Annotated in this window: 20 protein-coding genes, 1 tRNA gene and 1 pseudogene; 12 read left to right on the top strand and 10 right to left on the bottom strand. The window is 63.5% G+C overall.

Annotated elements, in window-relative coordinates; genetic code table 11:
* Window positions 1–10: 10 nt before the first annotated feature.
* The 3 genes from AC1D34_RS14025 to AC1D34_RS14035 form a co-directional block, all read right to left on the bottom strand.
* Window positions 11–952 carry an alpha-E domain-containing protein gene (locus tag AC1D34_RS14025; RefSeq protein ID WP_069882628.1) on the bottom strand — a complete coding sequence of 314 codons (942 nt, stop codon included), beginning with the start codon at window positions 950–952 and terminating at the stop codon, window positions 11–13.
* A 73-nt stretch (window positions 953–1,025) separates the two neighbouring features.
* Window positions 1,026–2,441, bottom strand: coding sequence for a circularly permuted type 2 ATP-grasp protein (locus AC1D34_RS14030; RefSeq protein WP_441491432.1), 1,416 nt, complete (start codon window positions 2,439–2,441; stop codon window positions 1,026–1,028).
* A gap of 180 nt (window positions 2,442–2,621) precedes the next feature.
* Window positions 2,622–3,242: a TetR/AcrR family transcriptional regulator gene (locus tag AC1D34_RS14035; protein ID WP_476824537.1), complete on the bottom strand. Its 621-nt coding sequence runs from the start codon at window positions 3,240–3,242 to the stop codon at window positions 2,622–2,624.
* Window positions 3,243–3,368: 126 nt separating this feature from the next.
* Between AC1D34_RS14035 and AC1D34_RS14040 the strand changes: the two genes are divergently transcribed.
* The gene (locus AC1D34_RS14040; protein WP_441491430.1) at window positions 3,369–4,376 is read left to right on the top strand and encodes an NAD(P)-dependent oxidoreductase; all 1,008 of its coding nucleotides are present in this window, start codon (window positions 3,369–3,371) and stop codon (window positions 4,374–4,376) included.
* Between the two features lie 146 nt (window positions 4,377–4,522).
* Here AC1D34_RS14040 and radC read toward each other — a convergent pair whose 3' ends face one another.
* The 4 genes from radC to AC1D34_RS14060 all read right to left on the bottom strand — a co-directional run bounded on the left by radC (window position 4,523) and on the right by AC1D34_RS14060 (window position 8,247).
* Entirely contained in the window at window positions 4,523–5,260 is a 738-nt protein-coding gene (gene radC, locus AC1D34_RS14045) for a RadC family protein (RefSeq protein WP_441491429.1), read from the bottom strand.
* Window positions 5,257–6,081: a type I methionyl aminopeptidase gene (map, locus tag AC1D34_RS14050; protein ID WP_476824538.1), complete on the bottom strand. Its 825-nt coding sequence runs from the start codon at window positions 6,079–6,081 to the stop codon at window positions 5,257–5,259. Before map ends, radC begins: the two co-directional genes overlap by 4 nt.
* 112 nt (window positions 6,082–6,193) lie before the next feature.
* Window positions 6,194–6,811: a hypothetical protein gene (locus AC1D34_RS14055; RefSeq protein ID WP_441491428.1), complete on the bottom strand. Its 618-nt coding sequence runs from the start codon at window positions 6,809–6,811 to the stop codon at window positions 6,194–6,196.
* 41 nt (window positions 6,812–6,852) lie between these two features.
* Window positions 6,853–8,247, bottom strand: coding sequence for a selenium-binding family protein (locus AC1D34_RS14060; RefSeq protein ID WP_441491427.1), 1,395 nt, complete (start codon window positions 8,245–8,247; stop codon window positions 6,853–6,855).
* A gap of 206 nt (window positions 8,248–8,453) precedes the next feature.
* Here AC1D34_RS14060 and AC1D34_RS14065 point away from each other — a divergent pair, with 206 nt between their 5' ends.
* The 4 genes from AC1D34_RS14065 (at window position 8,454) to gpt (ending at window position 13,090) form a co-directional block, all read left to right on the top strand.
* Window positions 8,454–9,311 carry an FkbM family methyltransferase gene (locus AC1D34_RS14065; protein ID WP_441491426.1) on the top strand — a complete coding sequence of 286 codons (858 nt, stop codon included), beginning with the start codon at window positions 8,454–8,456 and terminating at the stop codon, window positions 9,309–9,311.
* A 220-nt stretch (window positions 9,312–9,531) separates the two neighbouring features.
* A complete protein-coding gene (locus tag AC1D34_RS14070; RefSeq protein ID WP_441491425.1) occupies window positions 9,532–10,290 on the top strand; it encodes a competence/damage-inducible protein A in 759 nt (252 codons plus the stop codon).
* A 339-nt stretch (window positions 10,291–10,629) separates the two neighbouring features.
* Complete coding sequence (locus AC1D34_RS14075; protein ID WP_476824539.1) at window positions 10,630–12,465, top strand: methyl-accepting chemotaxis protein; 1,836 nt, start codon at window positions 10,630–10,632, stop codon at window positions 12,463–12,465.
* Window positions 12,466–12,580: 115 nt separating this feature from the next.
* Window positions 12,581–13,090, top strand: coding sequence for a xanthine phosphoribosyltransferase (gene gpt, locus AC1D34_RS14080; protein WP_441491423.1), 510 nt, complete (start codon window positions 12,581–12,583; stop codon window positions 13,088–13,090).
* Window positions 13,091–13,161: 71 nt separating this feature from the next.
* On the opposite strand, the gene AC1D34_RS14085 is transcribed toward gpt, so the two are convergent.
* Window positions 13,162–14,091, bottom strand: coding sequence for a DMT family transporter (locus AC1D34_RS14085; protein WP_441491422.1), 930 nt, complete (start codon window positions 14,089–14,091; stop codon window positions 13,162–13,164).
* A gap of 512 nt (window positions 14,092–14,603) precedes the next feature.
* Here AC1D34_RS14085 and AC1D34_RS14090 point away from each other — a divergent pair.
* The 5 genes from AC1D34_RS14090 to AC1D34_RS14110 all read left to right on the top strand — a co-directional run bounded on the left by AC1D34_RS14090 (window position 14,604) and on the right by AC1D34_RS14110 (window position 19,590).
* Window positions 14,604–15,305, top strand: a complete 702-nt coding sequence (locus AC1D34_RS14090; RefSeq protein ID WP_476824540.1) for a hypothetical protein — start codon at window positions 14,604–14,606, stop codon at window positions 15,303–15,305.
* Between the two features lie 965 nt (window positions 15,306–16,270).
* On the top strand, window positions 16,271–16,918 hold the full coding sequence (locus AC1D34_RS14095) for a hypothetical protein (RefSeq protein ID WP_441491420.1): 648 nt from the start codon (window positions 16,271–16,273) through the stop codon (window positions 16,916–16,918).
* A 236-nt stretch (window positions 16,919–17,154) separates the two neighbouring features.
* On the top strand, window positions 17,155–18,768 hold the full coding sequence (locus AC1D34_RS14100) for an AMP-binding protein (RefSeq protein ID WP_441491419.1): 1,614 nt from the start codon (window positions 17,155–17,157) through the stop codon (window positions 18,766–18,768).
* A 36-nt stretch (window positions 18,769–18,804) separates the two neighbouring features.
* Window positions 18,805–19,461 (top strand): DUF1190 domain-containing protein, encoded by a 657-nt coding sequence (locus AC1D34_RS14105; RefSeq protein WP_441491418.1) that lies wholly within the window; start codon window positions 18,805–18,807, stop codon window positions 19,459–19,461.
* Between the two features lie 43 nt (window positions 19,462–19,504).
* Window positions 19,505–19,590 (top strand) — tRNA-Leu (locus tag AC1D34_RS14110).
* A 23-nt stretch (window positions 19,591–19,613) separates the two neighbouring features.
* Here the strand turns inward: AC1D34_RS14110 and AC1D34_RS14115 are convergent.
* Window positions 19,614–20,225 (bottom strand): DUF938 domain-containing protein, encoded by a 612-nt coding sequence (locus AC1D34_RS14115; protein WP_476824541.1) that lies wholly within the window; start codon window positions 20,223–20,225, stop codon window positions 19,614–19,616.
* Between the two features lie 239 nt (window positions 20,226–20,464).
* Here AC1D34_RS14115 and AC1D34_RS14120 point away from each other — a divergent pair, with 239 nt between their 5' ends.
* Together AC1D34_RS14120 and AC1D34_RS14125 are read left to right on the top strand one after the other, a co-directional pair.
* A complete protein-coding gene (locus AC1D34_RS14120) occupies window positions 20,465–21,727 on the top strand; it encodes a hemolysin family protein (RefSeq protein ID WP_476824547.1) in 1,263 nt (420 codons plus the stop codon).
* 270 nt (window positions 21,728–21,997) lie between these two features.
* Window positions 21,998–22,436 (top strand): annotated as a pseudogene (locus tag AC1D34_RS14125) (chromate resistance protein ChrB domain-containing protein); the annotation flags it as partial.
* Window positions 22,437–22,736: 300 nt separating this feature from the next.
* Here AC1D34_RS14125 and AC1D34_RS14130 read toward each other — a convergent pair.
* Window positions 22,737–23,054, bottom strand: coding sequence for a hypothetical protein (locus AC1D34_RS14130; RefSeq protein ID WP_441506166.1), 318 nt, complete (start codon window positions 23,052–23,054; stop codon window positions 22,737–22,739).
* Between the last annotated feature and the right edge of the window lie 5 nt (window positions 23,055–23,059).

A 23,059-nucleotide genomic window follows, 5' to 3' on the forward strand; every position in this document is an offset into this window, starting at 1 on the left:
GCCGCGTTCTTTATTGCAGATACTGCTCCGAGATCGTGAGGCCGAGGCGGCCGTTCTCGCTGATGAAGTCCTCGATGAATTCGTGCAGCCCGTGCTGGAAGACGGAGTCGATGCGCGCGTTCGAAAGGCTTGCCAGCGTCTTGCGAGCCTGGCGCTGAGCCGGGCCGTGCCGGCCATAGGCATCGCCGAGAGCGTCGAGGAAGCGTGAGATGTTCTCGTAGCAGGCGGCGAGCGAGCGCGGCATCCGGCGGTTGAGGATCAGCAGATCGGCGATCAGCTGCGGCTTCACGGCCTCGCGATAAACCCAGTGATAGGCAGTCAGTGCCGAGACCTCGCGCAGCACCGTGGTCCATTGGAAATAGTCGAGCGAGCCGCCGACCTGTTCGCTCTCGGGCAGCAGCACATGGTATTTCACGTCGAGGATGCGGGCGGTGTTGTCGGCGCGCTCGATATAGACGCCGAGCCGCGAGAACCAGTAGCTGTCGTCGCGCAGCATGGTCCGGTAGGCCGAGCCGTCGAAGACCAGTGAGACGTTCTTCACCCAGTCGAGGAACCGGGCGAACTCCTCGCGGTCCATGCGCTTCTTCTCGAACCGTTGCAGTTCCAGCCAGGCGCTGTTCAGCGCGTCCCACATTTCCGAGGTGAGCGCGGTGCGTACCGCACGAGCATTCGAGCGGGCCAGCGCGAAGCAATTGCGAATCGAGGACAGGTTATCCGGGTTGAAGGTGAGGAAATCGCAGACATTGCGCTCATTCGCCTCGCCATAGGCCTTGGCGAAGGTCTCTTCGCAACCGGCGGTCGCGACCGCACTGTGCCATTCGGTCCCGGCGCCACCATAGGACGAGGGCAGGTTGGTGAGCCGCATCGTCGCATCGAGGATGCGGGCGAGATATTCGGCGCGCTCGACGTAGCGGGAGACCCAGTAGAGGCTGTCGGCGGTGCGGGAGAGCATGGTCAGATCCGGCCTTTTCGCAATGCGCGGGGCTGCGTCCTGGAAGCGGGAATGCGGAAATGCGCTGTTGCCATCATGCATCGAGCACCCAGGTGTCCTTTGTTCCGCCGCCCTGGCTGGAATTGACCACGAGCGAGCCTTCCTTCAGCGCAACGCGGGTGAGGCCGCCGGGCACGCAGGAAATGCCGTTGGCGCCGGAGAGCACATAGGGCCGCAGGTCGACATGCCGCGGTGCGACGCCGGAGGCGACGAAGGTCGGGCAGGTGGAGAGCGCCAGCGTCGGCTGGGCGATGAAGCCTTCCGGCTGGGCCTTCAGCTTCTTGCGGAATGTTTCGATCTGGGCCTTGTTGGCATGGGGGCCGACAAGCATGCCATAGCCGCCGGAGCCGTTGACCTCCTTGACGACGAGCTTGTCGAGATTGTCGAGCACATAAGCATTGGCCTCCGGCTCGCGGCAGCGGAAGGTCGGGACGTTCTTCAGGATCGGCTCCTCGCCGGTGAAGAACTTCACGATCTCCGGCATGTAGCTGTAGACCGCCTTGTCGTCGGCGACGCCGGTGCCGACCGCATTGGCGAGCGTAACATTTCCCGCCTTGTAGGCGCCGATGATGCCCGGCACGCCAAGCACCGAATCCCCGCGGAAGACCAGCGGGTCGATGAAGTCGTCGTCGATGCGGCGGTAGATCACATCGACGCGCTTCGGCCCCTGCGTCGTGCGCATATAGACGACATCGTCCTTGACCAGCAGGTCCGAGCCCTCGACCAACTCGACGCCGAGCTTGTCGGCGAGGAAGGAGTGCTCGTAGAAGGCCGAATTATACTGTCCGGGCGTGAGCAGGCAGATCGTCGGATCTGACGAGGCGCGGCGCGGCGCGACCGAGCGCAGGGTCGCGAGCAACTGGTCGGGATAGTTGTCGACCGGTGCGACGCGGTGCATCGCGAAGAGCTCCGGGAAGAGCCGGAGCATCACCTCGCGATTCTCCATCATGTAGGAGACCCCGGAGGGGGTGCGGGCATTGTCTTCGAGCACATAGAATGTGTCGGCGTCGACGCGCACGATGTCGATGCCGGCGATATGGCAGTAAATGCCGTGCGGCACCTGGAAGTCGACCATCTCCAACTGGTAGCAGGCGTTGCGGTAGACCAGGTCCGGCGGAATGATCCCGGCCTTCAGGCATTCCTTCGGCCCGTAGACGTCGGCGAGGAACATGTTCAGAGCGGTGACGCGCTGGCGCAGGCCTTTCTCGAGCTTGGCCCATTCCGGCTTGGTCAGGACGCGCGGGATGATGTCGAACGGGATCAGCCGTTCGGTGGATTCTTCGTCGCCATAGACGGCAAAGGTAATGCCGATGCGCCGGAAGAAGAGTTCAGCCTGGCTGCGTCGCAGAGCCAGCATTTCGGGTGGGGCTTCCTTCAACCAACGATCAAGCGCTGCGTAGGCGGGCCGCAATTCGGCACCGATACCGGTCATTTCGTCGAAGGCGACCATGTCAGGCGTCTTTCCCCATTTTGACCAGCCTATGCGCATTCGTGACGGTTCGGAAAGGGGGCGCTTGATCACGGATAAATCGAGCCCTGCCCAATCCTTGGGCAGCATTCGGGCCGATTGCAACGTGGCCGAGGTGCAGGCGGGCCTGGGCGCATTGGGCCTGGTGCGGGATGGTGCGGTTTACGATGCGTCCTCGCCTGAAGATGCGCTGCTCGACTTACCGATCAGCCGGACGATCAGCGCGGCCAGCAATTCGGTCGCTCTTGCCTCATTGGCCTCGCCGCGCAGCACCTCGCCTGACACGGATTCGGCAGCTCCTAGGATCGCGACACAGCGTAGGTGCAGGTCCTCTGCGGGGAGCTGGCCGGCATAGGGAGCCAGTGCCTCGCGATAGAGCGAGATATAGCCGTCGACGAGCTCCCGCTGGACGGCCTCCATCGCTTCCGTGCCCTTGAGGGCGGCTGAAAGCGAGTGCCATTCCGGGCCGATCGACGTTGCGCAGGAGAGATAGGATTCGGCGACCGCGCGTGCGACCTTGTCGAGGCGCGGCTCCAGTTGGTCGAGGGCCTCCGCCAGTGCTCCGCCCTGTTGTTCGTCGATCCGGCAATAGAGCGCGATCATCAATGCCTCGCGCGAGCCGAAATGATCATAGGCCACCGGCTTGCTGACGCCGACCCGTTCGGCGACGCGCCCGAGCGTCAGCGCGTCTGCGCCGTCTTCGCCCACCATCGTCATGGCGCAATCGAGCAACTGCTCGCGGCGCTCCACCCTGGGCAGCTTCTTCGCAGATCCCGTCGACATCGGCGTCTCCGCTTCTCCCCTTGCAGCGCAGTTGACAATGCTTCTATGCAATCCTACTAAAGGTAACTTACTTTTAGTAGGCGATCAATAGACCGATCGCGGCTTGGCGCTCCAGGAGATTTGTCCATGTCCACCCCCCAACGCCCCGTCCTGATCATTGGTGGATCGGGCGTCGTCGGCGGCCAGGCGGCCGCAGCGCTGCGCCGCTTGCAATTCGACCTTCCGATCGCCATCGGCGGGCGCGATCTCGCCAAGGCGCAGGTGGTTGCTCAGAAGGTCGGGGGCGCGATTGCGACGCGGGTCGATCTTGACCGCCGGGACCTCGGCCAGCCGGAGGGAGCGCAGTACAGCGCCATAGTCGTCTTCGTGAAGGACGATGGCCTGAACTCGATGCGCTACGCGCAGGATCACGGTATCCCCTATATCAGCGTATCGAGCGGCACCTTCGAGATCGGTCCGGAGGTCGCGCAGTTCATTCACGCGGCAACGAAGGCCCCGGTGCTTCTCGCAAGCCAGTGGCTGGCCGGTGCTGCGGTGTTTCCGGCCCTGGTCATTGCCAAGGATTTCCGCACGATCGATTCCATTGCGATCGGCGCACTGCTCGACGAGCAGGATATGGGTGGCCCGGCGGCCTTGACGGACTACAACCGCATCACGGGAGCGGCACCGGCCGCGCTGACGCTGACGGGCGGCAAGTTCAGCTGGGTCAATGGTGAGGATGCCAAGGCGCGCTATCGTAGCGTCGATGGTGTCGAGCTCGACGCAACCGCCTATTCTCCACTCGATATCGTCAGCCTCGCCGCGGTGACCGATGCCAGATCGGTGCGGCTCGACCTTGCCTTCTCCGAATCCGCCAGCCGCCGCCGTGGCGAGCCCTTCTCGACCGAAATCACGATCGCGATCGACGGCGTGCTGAGGAATGGCGAGCGCAGCACGATGCGCCACGAGATCGTCCATCCCGATGGCCAGGCGCCCCTGACTGCACTTGGCGTCGCGCTCGCCGTCGAAAGGATGCTGGGACTCGCAGGCGGCGCCGCTCCGCAGCCCGGCCTCTATCTGCCGGAATCGATCCTGGCTCCTGATTACTATGTCGGCCGCATGAAGGAGTTCGGTGCTCAGTTCCGCCAGACCTGAGACAGAGACTGAGCAGGATCAAGGCGGCGCGAGGCTTCGCGCCGCCTTGATCATCGGATCGGATATCGTATCCAATCCGATGACCTAACCTTCTGTGATTGCATCGGCTTTCCCGAAAACCACAATCCACTTTTCGGGCCGATGCCTTAGATCAGCCCGAGCCCCCGGAAGCTCGCATGGCCGTCGCGGCCGACGATGACGTGGTCGTGGATCACGATGCCGAGGGGCTTTGCGATATCGACGAGTTCGCGCGTCATCTTCACGTCGGCGCCCGAGGGGGTCGGGTCGCCTGACGGATGGTTATGGACAAGGATGATCGCACTTGCTGAGAGTTCCAGGGCGCGGCGCATCACCTCGCGGGGGTAGACGGGAGTGTGGTCGACCGTTCCGGTCTGCTGGACCTCGTCGGCGATCAGCGCGTTCTTCTTGTCGAGGAAGAGGATGCGGAACTGCTCGCGTTCGGCAAAGGCCATCGCCATTCGGCAATAGTCGAGAACCGCCGACCAGGATGACAGCACCGGGCGTTTCGCCACCGCTCCCCTCGCCATGCGCTGCAGGGCGGCCGCGACGATCTTGAGATCCTGCGCAACGCCGGAGCCGACGCCCTTGACCTCAGTCAATCGCGCGGCCGGCGCGCCAAGCACCTCGGCGAATGAGCCGAAGCGCCGGATCAGGTCCTTGGCGAGCGGCTTCACGTCGCGCTGCGGGATGGAGCGGAACAACAGAAGCTCGAGCAACTCGTAATCGGGCAGGGTGTCGGCGCCCGACTCCTGGAAGCGATCGCGAAGCCTTTGGCGATGACCGTGGTAGTGCGGCACGGCAACGGCCGTGGGTTCTTCCGGCAACGGGACTTGTGATCCGCGCTGACCGCCCTCTTGCTTCATCGTGCCGCGAGCGGATTGTCGCGGCCTGCCGGCGACAGCGTGAAGATCTCGCAGCCGGTCTCTGTGACACCGACCGTGTGCTCGAACTGGGCCGAAAGCGAGCGGTCGCGGGTGACCGCCGTCCAGCCGTCGGAAAGCACCTTCACGCCCGCCTTGCCGAGGTTGATCATCGGCTCGATGGTGAAAAGCATCCCGGGCTTGAGCAAGACGCCTTCGCCGGGACTGCCGTAATGCAGGATGTTGGGTGCATCGTGAAAGACCTGGCCCAGGCCGTGGCCGCAGAAATCGCGCACCACCGAGCAACGCTCGGCTTCGGCATAGCGCTGGATGGCGAAACCGATATCGCCGGTCGTCGCGCCGGCGCGCACGGCCTTGATTCCGCGGAGCAGGCTTTCATAGGTGATTTCGACCAGCCGCTCGGCCTTGCGGGGAATGTCGCCGACCCCATACATCCGGCTGGAATCGCCATACCAGCCATCGACGATCAGCGTGTAGTCGATATTGAGGATGTCGCCTTCGCGCAGCGGTTTGTCGTCCGGGATGCCGTGACAGACCACATGGTTGATCGAGGTGCAGATCGATTTTGTATAGCCGCGATAGAACAGGGTCGCCGGGTAGGCGCCATTGTCCATGGCGAACTGGAAGGCAAGCTCGTCGAGGCGTTGCGTGGTGACGCCCGGCCGGACGTGCTCGCCGAGCATGTCGAGGCCTTCTGCCGTCAGGCGGCCGGCCCTGCGCATGGCCGCGAAGGCTTCGGGACCATGAAGTTTGATGGCCGGTTCGCGCATCCGCGCCCGTCCCAGATTTTCGTCGAATGTCATGATGGGCAAGAAGCTCCTTGCCCATCATATCTATTGCGTTTGGCCGGCTGCGCAAGATGATTGCGCCCGTGCCAGCTCGAACTGGAGGGTGCAAGCGCTGTTTTGGCGGTGCTTAGCGGACCATGTTAAGGCCTGTCGCCGCCAGAACGATGATCCAGAGTGTGTCGAGATTGATCCAGCCCCGCCGCAGGAACGCCAGCCCCAGCCATTCATAGACGATCGCCGCAATCGTTGCTGTCACAGCCAGCATTGCAGCCATGTGCAGGGCGATGGCGGCCAGCGAGACCGGCAGCGAACCCGCGGCAGTCAATTCCCGCGCCGGCGTCGCAGCAAGGCAGAGCGGGATGATGGCCGGTACAAGCATCAGGCCGGCCCCGTGGCTGGTCGCCATCAGGAATGACCAGGCGCCGAGTCCGGCAAGCCCCGTCTGCATGCCGACCCGGACGCGATGCCGGTGGCCGAAGACGGCGTGGGAGGCCGCCCACCCCAGAAGCAGAAGGCCCGCGAGCCTTTGCAGCGCTTCGTGGTCAATGATGGTCCCGAGGGCAACTACCGCCGCGACCACCGCGGCGACCGAGGCCGCATGCCCCAGCGCGATCGGAAGGAGGGACAACCACACAACGCGACGGCTCTCGCGATGCAGACCGAGCGCAACCGCAAAGAGCCAGCCCATGGCCGGGTTCAGCCCATGGAAGGCACCGAGCCCGGCGAGCATGAGCCAAGGCGACATCTCAGCCTCCCGTTCGAGCGATCATGCCGGGAGCAGGGGCGTCAGGGATAGCAATAGGAATCGGACGAGCAGTCGCCGCCCTCCAGCCTGACCTGGTGAGGCCGGTGCCCCTTGGGCCAGTCGACGAAGAACTTGTCGTCGAAGCGGATGCCGCCCTTCTCCCCGACATCGAGCTTTACCATCCAACCGTCGATTCCATTGGGATAGAATTGCGGATCGATGGCCCCGTAGAGCGAGTTCGTGAAATAAACCCGCTTGCCGTCGCGGCTGATCTCGACCATTTGCGGGCCGCCGTTGAGATGCCCGTTCTTCGCTCCGGGGTGGGAGGCGCGGGAAACGATGCCGCCGATGCGGACCCGGCCGGTTTCCACAGGCTTGAACGGATCCGACACATCGTACTGAATCATGTCACCGGTGCCCCAGCAGGACACGTAGAGGTAGCGATCGTCCATCGAGAGGTCGATGTCGGTGACGAGGGGCGCAACCGCTTTGAACCCCTTCAGGACCGGTGGCAGGAGATCAGGATCAGCCGGCTCGGCAGGGATCTCGATGACTTTCCTGACCGCCCATTTCGTACCCTCGCGATACCAGGTCCAGATCGAGGCGGAGAGATCCTTCAAGCTGATGACGCAGCCGACGAAGCCATAGGCCTTCCTCGGGTCATGGGCTGGGCGCAGTTCAAAGACGAGTTGATGCTCCTCGCCGAAATCGATCTCCTGTTGATGCTTGCGCGTGTGCAGGTCCCAGAAATGCAGCCGCCGCCCGTATTGGCTGCTGAGCAGAACTTCCGGAATCAGTCCATTCTCGAACGTATCGGGCGTGCCCCATTCGCTGGTCACCATGGTGTCGTGGCCGAGATGCCACCAGAAATCATAGGCGAGCTTCTGGGAGCCACGATCCATCTCCCATTGCCCCAGTACGTCGAAGCTGACGGGGTCGAGGAGGAAGATGCCGCCGGGTTCCTTGCCTTCGGCATTGCCAAGTGCATTCACGTAAATGCCCTCCGGCCCGCAATGAATGGTGTGCAGCCGCGAATACCTGGCCTTCTCGGCGATCTCCTCCGGCTCGATGACCCGCGCGATCGTCGGTTTCCTCGGATCGGGTCTGGTGTCGATGATATGCAGCCGCGATGAGCGCAGGCCGGGAACGACGAGGTAGCGTCGCTCCATATGGGGGTGCGGCGCATTCGGGCACAGACAGGACGAGCAAGCATTCCAGCCGAAATGATGCAGCTCATCGCCGGTATTCGGCATCTCGACCTGACCGACGATCTGCGCATAGCTCAACGACGCGGGATCGACGTCGACGACGGCGATCGCGTCGGGTTTCCTGCGCTCCGGATCGAAGGAGGCCACGTAGGCCAGCCGCTCGGCGGGAGCCTTGGCCGCCAGCCGCGGCGAGGGGTAAAAGGAAGGATCGGGTCGCCAGCTTACCATGATCATTCTCCCGAGCACCCCAGCACCCCGGACAACAGGCCTCTCTATAGCCCAGACCTCGCGTTGCGGCTTGCTGTTTTCTGGCTCGACGTTGAAGCGGTCTGCCTGATCCGTGGGGGCCCGCTGCACCATGGCGGAGGGCCTGGTACCCCTCGATCGATCAAGTTGCTGGCGCGCGACGGCTTTGACGTGTATCAGGCGCTCCAATGGCAATGAACGATATCCAATCGACGGAAGCCCGTCCCTTCGGCGCTTTCGCACCTCAGGGCCTCGTGGCCCAGATCATCAACTGGACACGCGGGGCTCCGGACAGCTACCTCGGTCGCAAATTCGCCTATGCGCTGCGCCGCATCGGGCTGAGTTCGCTTGCGGGCCAGCCCGTCGATATCGAAGCGCTTGGCGTGCAGATGCGCCTCCATCCAGACGGCAATGTCTGCGAGAAGCGCGTATTGTTCACGCCGCAATATTTTGATCCTTACGAGCGGGAACTGCTGACGGGGCGGGCGCGCCAGCGTGAAGGTTTCCGCTTCATCGATATCGGCTCGAATATCGGCGCCTATTCGCTTTGCGTTGCGGCGGCAGCTGGCCCGGGAGCGCGTATCCTGGCCGTCGAGCCGCAGCCCGAGATCTTTTCGCGCCTGACGTTCAACATTGCGCAAAATCCGTTTGGCTCGGTCAAGGCCATTGCGTGCGCGCTGGCCGATAAGCCGGGCGAGTTGACGCTGTTTCTCGACCCGAACAACCGTGGCGAGTCGAGCGTCCGCATCCTGCGCTCCAGTGCCGGCAGCACGGTTCGGGTGCCGGCGACGACACTGCTCGCCCTGATGGAGAACGAGGGCTATGACCGCCTCGACGCAGTCAAGCTCGATGTCGAGGGGGCTGAGGACCTGATCCTCGAGCCCTTCCTGCGCGATGCGCCCGAAGCGCTCTGGCCCGAGCTGATCATCATCGAGGATTCGCGCAACCGTTGGCAGAGCGATCTCATCGCCCTCCTGACCGCGAGCGGTTATGTGCTCACAGCTCAGACACGCATCAACCTCATCTTCGAACGCAAGCGCGGCTGACGTTTTCGCTGCTGTTCAGCGCCTCATGCATAGCGGGCAGGCCATACACGGCGTTTCTGCCGCTTGAGCCGTTTGCGCCAAGGTCCTAGCTCTAAAGCGTGATCAGGAAAGCTCATGTCGCAGCGCTCCTAACCCGGCGCGGCATGAGCGGGCGGCGGATCAGCATCATCGTCACGAGCTGGCGGCATGTCTTGCCGTCCGGCACCTGGAGGAGCCGGCCATGACCGACGCACCGCTGAATCGTCCACCCGTCACGGCCGCAATCCTGGTGATCGGCGACGAGATTCTGTCGGGGCGGACGAAGGACAAGAATATCGGCTACATCGCCGAGTATCTGACCAATATCGGCATCGAGTTGCGCCAGGTTCGTGTCGTGCCCGATTCCCTTGACGAGATCGTCTCTGCGGTCAATGCATTGCGCTCTCGCTATACATATGTCTTTACCACGGGCGGCATCGGCCCGACCCATGACGACATCACGGCCGACTCGGTCGCTGCGGCTTTCGGCGTGCCGATCAATGTCGATCCGCGCGCGGTTGCGATGCTGTCAGAGCGCTTTCCGCCGGACCAGCTCAACGAAGCGCGCATGCGCATGGCGCGCATCCCCGAGGGCGGGGAGTTGATCGCGAACTCCGTCTCGAAGGCTCCGGGCTTCATCATCGCCAATGTCATCGTCATGGCGGGCGTGCCGGCGATCATGCAAGCGATGCTCGACGTGGTCGGACCCACTCTCAAGACAGGAACGCGCATTCTGTCCGACACGGTGCGGGCCGGACTGCGTGAAGGCGATATCGGCACGGCTCTCGGCGAGATCGCTCAGGCTCATCCGCAGGTCGCGATCGGCTCCTATCCCTTCTGGTCCGAGACTGGTCCTGATACGAATGTCGTGGTGCGCTCGCGCGATCCTGAGAAATTAGATCAGGCGATGGCGGCGGTGAAGCAGATGATCGAGCATGAGCGCGCTCGATTACGTCGGTGATCTCTTTCCTTATTTAGTTATTTTTGATCATATATTTTAAGATTATTCTTTTTATTGCATTGTTTACTTTTGATAATTGTCAGAATCAATTGATTTTAAGTCTTTATGAATAGAAAACTATAGTTTTTGATGTATTCGTTGCCGCGAATACATCGCTAATAGTGCCTGTTAAACCATTTATAAACCGTCATAATTCATCCTCGACTTGCGGTCGGCTTGCCGGCAGCGCTCATGTCGACGCGGCGGTTCCGGGGGGAACGGTGTCGGTGTGGGCTGCATGTGTCCGGCCCGTGCGGAGTGCTCTGCGCTCCCGTGCCGGAACAGCGATCGGGAGGTTGTATGTCGCGCCTTTCCAGCCTGTTCTCCAATCGACGCCTTGCCGCCCAGGTCGCGGCGATCAACCGCTCACAAGCCGTCATCGAATTCGATCTGAACGGCATGATCCTCAACGCCAACGAGAATTTCCTGAACGTGCTGGGCTATACCCTCGACGAAATCAGGGGGCAGCACCACCGCATGTTCGTCGATCCGGCCGAGCGGGAGAGCGCGGCCTATCGCAGGTTTTGGGAGGATCTCGGGCGTGGTGAATTCTCGACGGGCCAGTACTTGCGTGTCGGCAAGGGAGGCAAGGAGGTCTGGATCCAGGCCAGCTACAACCCGCTCCTTGGTGCCGGTGGCAAACCGCGAGGCGTGATCAAATACGCCTTTGATGTCACGGCACAGAAGAACCGCCTCGCTGATCTTGAAGGGCAGCAGGCTGCCATCAGCAAGGCGCAGGCGGTAATCGAATTCGACCTCAAGGGGCATGTGCTGACGGCCAACGAGAACTTTCTTGCTGTACTCGGCTATTCGCTTGGCGAGATCCAGGGGCAGCATCACCGCATGTTCGTCGATCCGGTCGAGCGCGAGAGCTTGGCCTATCGCCAGTTCTGGGAGCGCCTCGGGCGTGGCGAATACGATGCCGCGCAATATCGCCGCATCGGCAAGGGCGGCAAGGAGGTCTGGATCCAGGCATCCTACAATCCGATCTTCGACGCCAAGGGCACGCCCTTCAAGGTCGTGAAGTTCGCAACCGACATCACTGCGACCTTCCGCGGTCAGCAGCTCGAGGCCGCGGTGAAGGAGACTGGCGAGGTCATCGCTCGTGCCAAGTGCAAGGACCTGACGGGGCGCATCGCGCTCGCGGGCAAGAGCGGCGAGGTTGCGCAGCTCTGCGCCGGCGTCAACGATCTGCTCGACACCATGTCCGAGATGGTCGGCTCGGTCCGCGACATCTCGCACCAGATCGCCAGCGCATCGAGCAAGATCTCGTCCGACAGTGCCCAGCTCGCCGAGCGCACGGAAGCCAATGCCTCCAGCCTGCAGGAGACTGCGGCGACAACCGAGGAGCTCGCGGCTTCCGTGAAGCACAGCGCGGGTCACTCCCGCACCGCCGTCAGCCTCGGCCACGAGGCGCGCGACGTCGCGGAGCGTGGCGGCACGATCGTTGCCGAGGCGGTGAGTGCGATGACGCGGATCGAGCAGGCTTCGGCCGGCATATCCGAGATCATCTCGATGATCGACGGCATCGCGTTCCAGACCAATCTGCTGGCGCTGAATGCCGCGGTCGAGGCGGCCCGCGCGGGGGATGCCGGGCGCGGGTTCGCGGTCGTGGCAACCGAGGTGAGGGCTCTTGCCGCGCGTTGCAGCGAATCCGCCAACGGGGTCAAATCGCTGATCGCCAATTCGAGCGACCAGATCCATACCGGCGTCAGTCTGGTGAAGAATGCCGGCGCGACGCTTCAGGAAATCGTCTCGGCTGCGAGCCGCGTCGCCTCGACGGTCAACGAAATCTCGGAAGCAACGGCCGAGCAGGCCAATGGTATCGATGAGATGGCCAGGACGGTCGCTCATATGGACGAGATCACCCAGCAGAATGCCCTGCTTGCCGATGAGAGCGCGAACGTGGCGCAGGAGCTGAGGCAGGATACCGAGCGCTTGAGCGCGATGGTCGCAGCATTCCGGCTGCAAGATGGGGGACCAGGTTTCGAAACCGTGATTGCGCGCCAGATSGAGCAGAGGGCGCCACATCTCACCAGGACCATTCCCGCTCCGCTTTCGCCGCCTGCCAAGGGGGCGCCGAAGCTGAGGCGCGTCGTGTCAGGCGGCCCTGCCGATGGCTGGTCGGAGTTCTGATACCCGCTGAAACACGACCGATTGGGGATGAAGCGGGACGCGCCTCTTGCCAGCGCCCCGCTTATAGGCTTTCCGGATTGTCACAGAAACCGTGACAGCCGCTCCGGAGCCCCCAATGGCCGAACCGACCTCCAACAAGGCCTTCCCTGTCTCCTGGGACCAGTTCCATCGCGATGCGCGCGCGCTCGCCTGGCGGCTGGCCGAGAAGGGGCCCTTCGAGGCCATCGTCTGCATCACCCGCGGTGGTCTGGTACCGGCGGCGATCATCTGCCGCGAACTGGGCTTGCGCCTGATCGAGACGGTCTGCGTCGCGAGCTACCACGACTACAAGAACCAGTCCGAGCTCAAGGTGCTGAAGGACGTCGCTCCCTCGATCAGGGCGATCGGTGACGGCAAGGGGAGGGGCGTTCTGGTGGTCGACGATCTCACCGACACAGGGAAGACGGCGCGTGTCGTGCGCGAAATGCTGCCCAATGCCCATTTCGCAACGGTCTATGCGAAGCCGGCCGGGGTGCCGACGGTCGACACCTTCGTTACCGAGGTCAGCCAGGACACCTGGATCTATTTTCCCTGGGATATGGGGCTGGCCTATGTCGAGCCGATCGCCAARGATCACAAGGGCTGAGCCCCGGGCTTCGCCGCTTGAGCGGTCATTCCGGGCGCGGCAACCCGTCTGGAATGACCGGCAAGGGCTCGTTACGCCAGACTGCGCGCGCGCAGCGCGATCAACATGCCGGTGATTGCGAGCGCCATGCCGGCGATCTCGACCGGGGACGGTCGCTCGCCGAGCAGGAGCGTGCCGGCGAGCGCGGTCACGACCGGTACCAGCGGCAGGAACAGGGCCGCCCGTCCGGCGCCAAGGATGGCGACGGCCTGCGTGTAGAGAAACAGCGCGAAGGCGCCGACCAGCAATCCCTGATAGATCGCCTGCAGCGCTATGGCTGAAAGTGCCGCCTGCGTCAGATGCACGGGCATCACCAGTGCGACGAGCGGCAGGAGCGGCACCGACAGCAGGCATGTCGCCATGGTGACTTCGATCGCATCAGCGCCCCAGCGCCGGCAGAGCAGGCCGAAGGCCGACCAGAGCAAGGCGATCAGCACGAAGAGCATGTCGCCGATCCAGGCGCCTTCGCGGGTCGGCGTGTTGGCCAGGGCCTCCATCGAGAACAGCGCGACGCCGAGAACGATGACGCTGAGACCGGCGAGGCGGGCCGTGCTCGCGCGCTCGCCGAGCACCCACCATGCGAGCAATGCGGTGCAGACCGGGATCAGTCCGGGCGAGATGACCGAGGAATGCAGGGCGGGGGCGAAATGGGCGCCGCCGACGAGGATCAGGCTATAGGTCGGGCCTACGATCGCGGTCAGGATGATGGCTCGCCGCCAGCCGAGCTTGCCGACCGGAAAAGGCTTCATGCGCCTGAGCGCGAAGGGCAGCAGCACGAGTGCGGCGGCTGCAAAGCGCAGGATCGTGACATCGGCTGCGGTCATGCCATCTGCGACCGATTGCCGTGAGATCACGGCCTGAATGCCCCAGATCGCTGCCGCCAGGATGCCGCAGGCAAAGCCGAGCCAGGGGCGTTGCTGCCTGGCGAGAGACAGCGATTGCGGCCGGATGGCTTGGTTCACGCGAAAACTCTCGGAGGGCGGCGAGGCAGCGCCATATGCGGGCTCTAGCCATCGCGCGACAAGCGCGGCGGACAGGCGACGGGGCTGTTGGCGGCGCATGGCGCAGCAACGCGAGTTTGCCTGGCATGGAGCCGTCGCGACGATGGAGCCTGCCCTCTGCACTGCTTCTGCAGGCCCCTCACACAGGCCCGCTAACTCAGGTCGGACGAGCGCTGGGGAGGAGAGAAAGCCCTGCACGAGGGATGCAGTTCCTCCGTTAGATCGTCATTGCCTTAACAGCTTTTGCATTGTTTGCCGTTACGTCATGGCCGGCGGCGGCCGGGCTATGAGCGTCGATGGTCGCAGGCGCGGCGGTGCGTGCGTTTTCGGGGGCATATTGTTCCCCTCTGTTTGCAGCGCGATCCCGCTGATGGCAGCCCGAAATGAGATGAGCAGGACGGCGAGGGCAAGGGCAATGCAGCAAAGGCCAGAATTTCTGGAAAATTCCGTCATCATCGGCGCCCACCCCGACGATGAACTGCTCTGGTTCAATTCAATCCTCGGGCGCCTATGGCTGCGCCAACTGGGCTGATCCCGTGCTGACCGGGGCCGGTATCGGTTTCGGCATCGAGGCCGAGCGCCGGGCAATGACGCGCCTCGCCCGCAAGTCCGTTGCAGCCCTGCCGGCGGTGAAGCTCGAGCGCATCGCCGCCGCCAGCGTATCCAGGGCCTATGAAACGAACTTCCAGATCATATGCGAGTTGCTGAGACGGCGCCTGCGGCCAGAGACGAACGTCTTCACGCATAATCCCTGGGGCGAGTACGGGCATGAAGAGCACATCCAGGTGTTCCGCGCCCTGAATGTGCTGCGCGAGGAGATCGGCTTTCGGCTCTGGATGTCGAATTACTGCACCGAACGCGCCTTGCCCCTGGCGATGCGTCATTTCTCGCGTGCGCCCGGCGGTTACATCAGATTGCCGACCGACAAGGTCTTCGCCAATGCGGTCGCGGACGTCTACCGCAAGCACAATTGCTGGACCTGGGACGATAACTGGGCATGGTTCGACGAGGAATGCTTCATGGAAGCGCCGAGGGAGGCCTCGGCGACGGCAGCGCACCGGCACCTTTTTCCGCTCAATTTCTTCACGATTGGCGAGGAGCGGCCGAGGAACTGGCTACCCGTGGCCATGACGATATCGGCGGCGTTCGCGTTCACCCTTGCCGAAGCAATCTGAGTCGGATCGATTTCGGCTCGGGTGCTCGTTCCAGCAGAACGTTGGCGGTGCAAATCCGGGTGGGCGCCCGGTCGTTCGCGGCGCATGCAACCGTTCCGGCGATATGGGTGAGGAGAACCATTTAACGTCTTGCGACATCGTCGTTTCCTGGGCGCGCGACCATCCCTCTCACTGCGCTGCTTTGACTTCATTGTGACATAACATTTGTTGCGGCGCACATTTTTGCCGTAAACCAAGGTTAGTGAGCGGTCGTCCGGCAGCGTTTGCAAATTGAATTTGCCAACTCTGTGCCTGCGCTTAAGCCTATCATCGCTACCTATGCCTTCCTCTTGGTCATAAGTCCGAGATCCTTCTCTCTATGATCGATTGACGTTCCCCGCGAAGGGTGGTTCGCGGCGAATTATATTGTCAGTCATCATAAGAATAAAGAAAGGGGCGGAATGATTTCATTCCTTCAACTTAAGTCGCGCAGTATCGGCGCTGGTGCGCTGCTGCTCCTGGCAGCCTGCCTGGTTGTCACATTCAGCTTTACTCAGGCGCCGGCTGAAACCCGGTCTCGCTCCGGATCCGGCGCTCCGCCTCYGGCAGCCTCATCACATTCGGCGCGCGATTGGGTGCCTTACGATCTACCGGAGACGGCCCCGCCTCGGCGCGATAGCAGCCTTCGGCTCGCGGTAGATCGCCCAACTGCGGGAGCTACCAATGCCGGTCGTCGTCCTGCCGTCGCGGCCAATCGCGGTCGCCCTCCTGCACCGGCGACCATTGCCGGTCGTGCTCTTCCGGCAGAGACGATTGCCGACCATCCGCTTGCGGCAGAGGCCAGTGCCGAGCGCCCTCTGGGGGCAGAGACCATTGCTGATCACCCTCTCGCGGCAGAGGCCAGCGCCGATCATCCCCCCGCGGAAGCGACCAATGCTGTTTCAAGCATCGCCGCGGACAGTGTCACGGCGCCGGCCGTCAAGTTCATGAGCTCGGCGCTACGGCCGATCACTTTCAGCCTTCTGATCGCCAAACCCGGGGAACTGCTGAAATCGGCCATCAAGGTGATGCATCTGCTCGGCATCATTCTGGGATTGGGCGCCGCGACGGTCCTCGATCTCGTGATCGTCAAATTCCTCGTCTCCGGAAAGATCAAGGCTGAACAGGTTGCGATGGTCAAATTCATGACCGGTATCGTATCGGCTGGCCTCGCGGTGCTCTGGGTTTCCGGAATTCTGTACCTGGCGCATTACGCGATGTTTGACCCGGTCAAGCTCGGGAACCAGAAGGTCTGGGCCAAGATCGCGATCGTCGGCGTTCTCACGATCAACGGCTACTTCATCCACAAAACGGTACTGCCGTTGATGGAAAAGCAGATCGGACGGTCGCTCTTTGCAGGCCTGTCGCGCAAGCAGATTACGATGATGATGGTCTTCGGCACGGTCTCGGCGACATCCTGGTATGTGCCGCTGATCCTGGGCGCCATGCCGCATTTCAACTTCATCGTGCCCGCTCCGCGGCTGCTCGTGGCCTATGCGCTGATCCTGCTCATCGCCATCGCTGCGACCCATGGCATGGTTGACACCATCCGGCGCCGCGGTCGCCTGGAGCCCCAGCTGCAGCCCGCATTCTGACGCCAGCATGACGGCCTGCGCGCATGATCGGTGCGCAGGCCACAGCCGAAGGGCGGTTGCCTGGTCGCGAATGACCAAGCAACCGCCCTTCTGCGTTCGACGGGGCTGCGTCACCAATGGCGCCGATGCCGTTGCCACGGATCGGGCTGGATGCGATTGCAGCTTGAGCGGAGAGCAGGGGCTCGACCGTCGCATTCGCGTTGAAACCGGACGGTATCCCGCTACGGTGAACCTCCATGGGAAACGCCAGCCGGGAGCAGAGCCAGGATATGGCCGCCACCGAATTGAACGCGTCGGATTTCGACGCCAAGGACGCGCGCATCACGCTGTTTCGGGGGCTGCTTCAGGCGGTTGCGCGGCGTGGCAAGGGCCGCGTCGCGCTCGAGGATCCGGAGCGTCAGCCGGTGACCTTCGGCCGGCTCGTTCTGGGAGCGCTGGTTCTGGGGCGAAAGCTCGCTTCAGGCACGGAGTTGGGGGAACGCGTCGGACTGATGCTGCCCAATGTCCAGGGCATGGCGGTGACGCTGTTCGGGCTTTCGGCCTATGGCCGCGTGCCGGCACTGCTGAACTTCACGGCAGGGGTGAAGAACCTGCGGGCGGCGGCCGAACTGGCCAGCTTGAAGACGATCGTCACCTCGCGTCGCTTCGTCAACCAGGCCAAGCTCGACGATGAGATCGCGGCACTCGGCGAGGGCAGGCGGGTTGTCTATCTCGAGGATATCCGCCGGGATTTGACCAGTTTCGACAAGATGCTTGCCGCGATGCAGAGCCTGGCACCGGCATTTGCCCTGCGGGCCTATGAAGGGCGGCCGGATGATCCAGCTGTGGTGCTGTTCACCTCCGGCACCGAGGGCAAGCCGAAGGGCGTGGTGCTGAGTCACGCCAACCTCGTCTCGAATACCCGCCAGATCTTTGCGCTTGCGGCCGGCTTCCTCTCCGAGCGCGATATTGTCATGAACGCGTTGCCCGCTTTCCATTCCTTCGGCCTGACCGCAGGGCTGCTGATGCCGCTGCTCCACGGCATGAAGGTCGTGCTCTATCCGAGCCCGCTCCATTACAAGCAGGTGCCGAAACTGATCGGCGAGATGGGCTGCACCTTCCTGTTCTCGACYGACACATTCCTCCAGGGCTATGCGCGCGCTGCCGATCCCGACGATCTGAAGAGCGTGCGCTATGTCGTGGCCGGAGCCGAGCGCGTGAAGCCGGAGACACGCGCGATGTGGCAGCCCTACGGCACCACGATCCTCGAAGGCTACGGCTGCACCGAATGCTCGCCGGTGCTCGCCTGCAACACTCCCGTCGCGACCCGCGAGGGCAGCGTCGGAAAACTCCTGCCCGGTATCGAGGCGCGGCTCGATCCGGTCGAGGGCATTCATGAAGGTGGGCGGCTGAATGTCCGCGGCCCGAATGTGATGCTGGGCTATCTCAGCGCGGACGAGCCCGGGCGTGTCGTGCCGCCCGAAGGCGGTTGGCACGATACCGGCGATATCGTGGTGATCGAGGACGGCTTCGTCAGCATCCGCGGCAGGGCCAAGCGATTCGCCAAGCTCGGCGGCGAGATGGTCTCGCTGGCTGCGGTGGAAACAATGGTGGCGGCCCTCTGGCCTGGGTTCAATCATGTCGTTGTCGCGCTACCGGATGCGCGCAAGGGCGAGCAACTCGTGCTGGTCACCGAAAAGCCTGATGCCGACAAGGCTGCGTTGCAGGTAGCGGCGAAGCAGCAGGGCTTTCCCGAACTGTGGACGCCGCGCGCCATTTTGGTCGCGCGCGCGATACCGGTGCTGGGCAACGGCAAGATCGACTATGGTGCGACGCGCGAGCTTGCGTCGACGATGCGGGCGCTGCTGTGACGCCATAATTCTACGGTTATTGCCCGAGTCATGATCATGACGGCCGCCTCTTCCCTCGCCGCAATAATGCGCGTCGCAGCGCTCCTGCCGGCTCTTTCCTTCGCGGGCCCCGCCGATCTCGCGGCGCAGGCGCCGAGCCAGACCTACGAGCGGCGCGACGAATGCATCGAGGCGGGACGGCTCACTGCTGCGCAATGTGATTTCGCCTATCGCAATGCCCGGGCCGAATTCGAGGAGAAGGCGCCACGCTATGCGTCGCGCGCCCTGTGCGAGCGCAGCCACAAGCGCTGTGGTGCACAGGTTTCCTCGACGGGTGGCTGGGACTCCTTTGGCCGTGGGGGCGCGACCTATGTGCCGCGCTTCACCGGTGTCCGCGTCACGGGAGAGGGAACCGCGAGCCGCGCCCTGCCCGTGGTCGAGGGCGCGACGAAGATCGCCTTCGCCGGCCGCTCGATCACGATACTCGAGGACAAGATTGGTGGGCGGCGCGGCGTCATCGGCCAGGCCAGCTCGATTGGGAGAGGCGGGCGCGGCCACGATCCGCAGGAGAGCGGCCCCTATGTAAAGCGCGGCGATCGCGACGACACCGTGCGCGTGCCGATGGAGCAGAAGCGCATCGGCTCCGATGTTGCGCCGGGGCTCTATGTCGATCCCGATGGCGTCGAGTGGTACAAGCCCGCTCGCCGTCATTGAGGCGCTTGCGCCCGCCGTCTGCTGTCGCTAGGGCTGCGTCCACGCGGACGTGGCGAAACTGGTAGACGCACGAGACTTAAAATCTTGCGCCCTAAAGGCTTGCGGGTTCGAGTCCCGCCGTCCGCACCAAGCTTGCCTTGCGATTGCGCGGATCAGCCGCGCGCCCCGTGCCGAAACACCAGGCTCAGATTGTTTGCCGGCATCTCGGTTACGTCCGGCTCACCAAACCCTGCCTGTTTCGCCAGTGCAACGACATCGCCGAGTTCGCGCAAGCCCCATTCCGCGTTGCGGGCGCGCAGGCTTTCATCGAAGGCGAGGTTGCTCGGTTCGAGGGTGCGGCCAGGCCGGCGATAGGGCCCGTAGAGATAGAGTGGAGCGCCTTCCGGCAGCAGCTTGCCGGCCTGCATCATCAGCCCCCGCGTCGCGGCCCAGGGCGAGATATGGATCATGTTGATGCAGATGATGGCATCGGCGGCGGAGACCGGCCATTCGGCCGCTGCGGCATCGAGCTGAACGGGCGGACGAATATTGGCGAGCCGGCTTTCCCTGATCCAGGCCGCAGTACTGATGAGCGCATCCTGATCAGGGTCCGAGGGCTGAAAGGTCAGTGCGGGCAGGGCGGCGGCGAAATGGCTGACATGCTCGCCCGAGCCGCTGGCGATCTCCAGGACCAGGCCGGTGGCTGGAAGGGTCGAGCGCAGGATAGCGAGGATCGGCTCACGATTGCGCAGTGTCGCGGGGGCGAAGAGACGTGGGTCAGTCATGGCTCGCGGCTTGCTCCGGAAGTATCGACGCTGTCATCTAACGCCAGGTAGAACATTCATCTCACCTGTCCCCCTTACAGTTAAGGCACGGAGCTTCGTCGCGCCCGCCAAAATTTCGCCATCACAAACTTCAAGCTTACCCATCGCCAAGTCGTCGCGATGCGCTATAAGGAGCGCGAAAGCAGGTCGATATTGAGCGCGGCCCTGCATGCTGCGGGCGGGTTTTGTTAACCGAGATCCTGATTGTCGTCGCGTTGACCGTCATTAACGGTCTTCTCGCCATGTCCGAACTCGCAGTGGTCTCCTCCCGTCCGGCCCGGCTCAAGGTTCTCAGCGATCAAGGCAGCAAGGGTGCAGCGACGGCGATACGCCTCGCGGAGCATCCCGGACGGTTCCTTTCGACGGTGCAGATCGGCATCACGCTGGTCGGTGTCCTGTCCGGTGCCTTCTCCGGTGCGACGCTGGGGGCGCGTCTGTCGGAATGGTTGATAGGGCAAGGGTTCTCCAATCGTGTCGCCGATGGTCTTGGCGTCGGGAYGGTCGTCGTTGCCATTACCTATCTCTCGCTGATCGTCGGCGAACTGGTGCCGAAGCAGATCGCGTTGCGCGACCCCGAGCGGGTGGCGGCGCGCGTTGCGCCGATGATGTCCCTGCTGTCGCGCATCGGTGCGCCGTTGGTTTTCCTGCTCGACCTCTCCGGCAAGACCGTGCTGGCGCTGCTCGGCCAGAAGGGCGAGTCGGAAGAAAGGGTGACCGAGGAAGAGGTCCGCACCATCATTGCCGAGGCCGAAACAGCGGGGGTGCTGGAGCGCGACGAACGCGAGATGATCTCGGGTGTGATGCGCCTTGCCGATCGCTCCGCCCGTGCGCTGATGACGCCCCGCCGCGAGGTCGAGGTCATCGATCTCTCCGATACAGCTGAGGAGATCCGCGCGCAGGTTCGTGCCTCCAAACGCTCCCGGCTCCCGGTTCAGGACGGCGAGTCGGACGCGATCGTCGGCGTCATCGTGGTCAAGGATATGGTCGATTTCCTGTCCGCCGGCAGCACCAAGGATCTGCGCGCCCTGGTGCAGGAAGCACCCGTGGTGATGGACACCGCCAACGCCCTGCTGGTGCTGCGGGAGATCAAGTCCTCGCGCGTCCACATGGCGCTGGTCTTCGACGAGTACGGCCATTTCGAAGGCATCATCACGCCCGGCGACGTGCTGGAGGCGATCACCGGCGTCTTCCAGGAGGAGGACGAGGACGAACCGCCGATCGTCACGCGCGCCGACGGCTCCTATCTCGTTGCAGGCTGGATGCAGGTGGACGAATTCTCGCACGAACTCGGCATCCACATTCCGCGCGATGCCGATTTCCAGACGGTCGCCGGCTTCATCCTGGCCGAACTCAACCATCTGCCCAATGTCGGAGAGTTCTTCGAGAAGGGGCATTGGCGCTTCGAGGTGGTCGATCTCGACGGGCGCCGCATCGACAAGGTGCTGGTGAGCCGGCTGGATTGAGCACGCCCTTTGCCCTTGCACCGGCATGTCCGGTGCAAGGGCAGCCAGCTCGAAATCGCAATTGATCCTGCCGGAGTAGCCGTGGTCTGATCCCGGCCTAGGGGTTTCTCGCGACGACCCCGTGAGGCGTCAGCCCAAGGATCGCGTCTGTTTTCCTCATTCGGGGATGGACGCTCGCGTCTTCCAGCACACAGATCGCCACATCCCCCTTGTACCGGCTCATCGGTCTGCCCGATGCCCAGGCGATCGTCTGCGTGACGCGCTCACGTCCCAAAGGCCGACCGCATCGCGTGCCCCCCGGGCTGATTCGTCGCTTCGTCGCTCCGAAAGCGGTGATCCTGTTCGTGGCCCCTTCGGGGCGTGGCGGTGGCCGATCGCTTCCAGGCCGTTCCCTTCGATATCGACGGCGTATTCTGGAGTGATCGCGGCGAGCGTTGCAGCTTTGACATCATGCTGGAGGAGTTTGGCCTCGCCTCGGCGGTGCTGGGTCGTCTCGCCACGATCGTGCGCGCCGCCGATACGGCGCGGCTCGACCTGGTGCCGGAATCCGCCGGTTTCCTGGCTGCCTCGCTGGGGCTATCGCGCATGTTCAATGACGATCTGGCACAACGCGATGCCGGTATGCTGCTCTATCACGCCTTTCTATCGCTGGTGCCGGGATGCAACCGAAGAAACCCATAACTGGCCGTCCCCGACGAGTAGGACCTGAGCGGCGGCCATGACGATCGCAGCGACGGACAAGGCGGCGCCAGCAGTGGCGGGCATGCCGACGCTCGGTGAAGCAACGAGGGTGTGGGCCTGGCCGCGATGATTGCAATGCTGCGCTTCAAGGTCGGGATGATCCCGACGCTTGCCGCCTGCGCGGCTGCGGGCCTCCTGCTGTAGAGGCTATCCTTCTGGGGGGCCAGAGCATCGCGCCGAAGAGTGGAAACCACGTTTCGGAGACATCCGATGCTACGCAAAGCGATCGTTCGCCGCCATGCATCCGGTCGGACGCATGGCGATCGTGTCAGCGCCGCGGCTGCTCGCCAGGCTCGATGATGCGGTACTCGGCATCGATGACCTCGACGCGCGCAGCACCCGGACGGACCGGAGCGAACGGATCGCGCTGGTCGAACCCGGCAGCCTTCAGCTTGCTCTTCAGGCGCCAGGCCGCGATCGCGCCGGCAGCAAGCACGACGGGAATGAGGATCAGGGCGAGGCTCGCTGCGAGGAGGAACAGCGTCACGCCAAGAACGAGGCTTGCTGCCACGGTCAGCCAGGAGGCCCAGCGCGGCATGCGAGTCCTCTGGCCGGCGAGCTGCTCGTAGAGATTGACGCGGATCATGTGGT

Source organism: Allobosea sp. P1_A7, from assembly GCF_056406775.1.

Coding starts and splice junctions, on each gene's coding strand:
- AC1D34_RS14025 (WP_069882628.1), bottom strand. CDS start 952: ATGCTCTCCCGCACCGCCGACAGCCTCTACTGGGTCTCCCGCTACGTC.
- AC1D34_RS14030 (WP_441491432.1), bottom strand. CDS start 2,441: ATGGTCGCCTTCGACGAAATGACCGGTATCGGTGCCGAATTGCGGCCC.
- AC1D34_RS14035 (WP_476824537.1), bottom strand. CDS start 3,242: ATGTCGACGGGATCTGCGAAGAAGCTGCCCAGGGTGGAGCGCCGCGAG.
- AC1D34_RS14040 (WP_441491430.1), top strand. CDS start 3,369: ATGTCCACCCCCCAACGCCCCGTCCTGATCATTGGTGGATCGGGCGTC.
- radC (WP_441491429.1), bottom strand. CDS start 5,260: ATGAAGCAAGAGGGCGGTCAGCGCGGATCACAAGTCCCGTTGCCGGAA.
- map (WP_476824538.1), bottom strand. CDS start 6,081: ATGACATTCGACGAAAATCTGGGACGGGCGCGGATGCGCGAACCGGCC.
- AC1D34_RS14055 (WP_441491428.1), bottom strand. CDS start 6,811: ATGTCGCCTTGGCTCATGCTCGCCGGGCTCGGTGCCTTCCATGGGCTG.
- AC1D34_RS14060 (WP_441491427.1), bottom strand. CDS start 8,247: ATGGTAAGCTGGCGACCCGATCCTTCCTTTTACCCCTCGCCGCGGCTG.
- AC1D34_RS14065 (WP_441491426.1), top strand. CDS start 8,454: ATGGCAATGAACGATATCCAATCGACGGAAGCCCGTCCCTTCGGCGCT.
- AC1D34_RS14070 (WP_441491425.1), top strand. CDS start 9,532: ATGACCGACGCACCGCTGAATCGTCCACCCGTCACGGCCGCAATCCTG.
- AC1D34_RS14090 (WP_476824540.1), top strand. CDS start 14,604: ATGAACTGCTCTGGTTCAATTCAATCCTCGGGCGCCTATGGCTGCGCC.
- AC1D34_RS14095 (WP_441491420.1), top strand. CDS start 16,271: ATGAGCTCGGCGCTACGGCCGATCACTTTCAGCCTTCTGATCGCCAAA.
- AC1D34_RS14105 (WP_441491418.1), top strand. CDS start 18,805: ATGACGGCCGCCTCTTCCCTCGCCGCAATAATGCGCGTCGCAGCGCTC.
- AC1D34_RS14115 (WP_476824541.1), bottom strand. CDS start 20,225: ATGACTGACCCACGTCTCTTCGCCCCCGCGACACTGCGCAATCGTGAG.
- AC1D34_RS14130 (WP_441506166.1), bottom strand. CDS start 23,054: ATGATCCGCGTCAATCTCTACGAGCAGCTCGCCGGCCAGAGGACTCGC.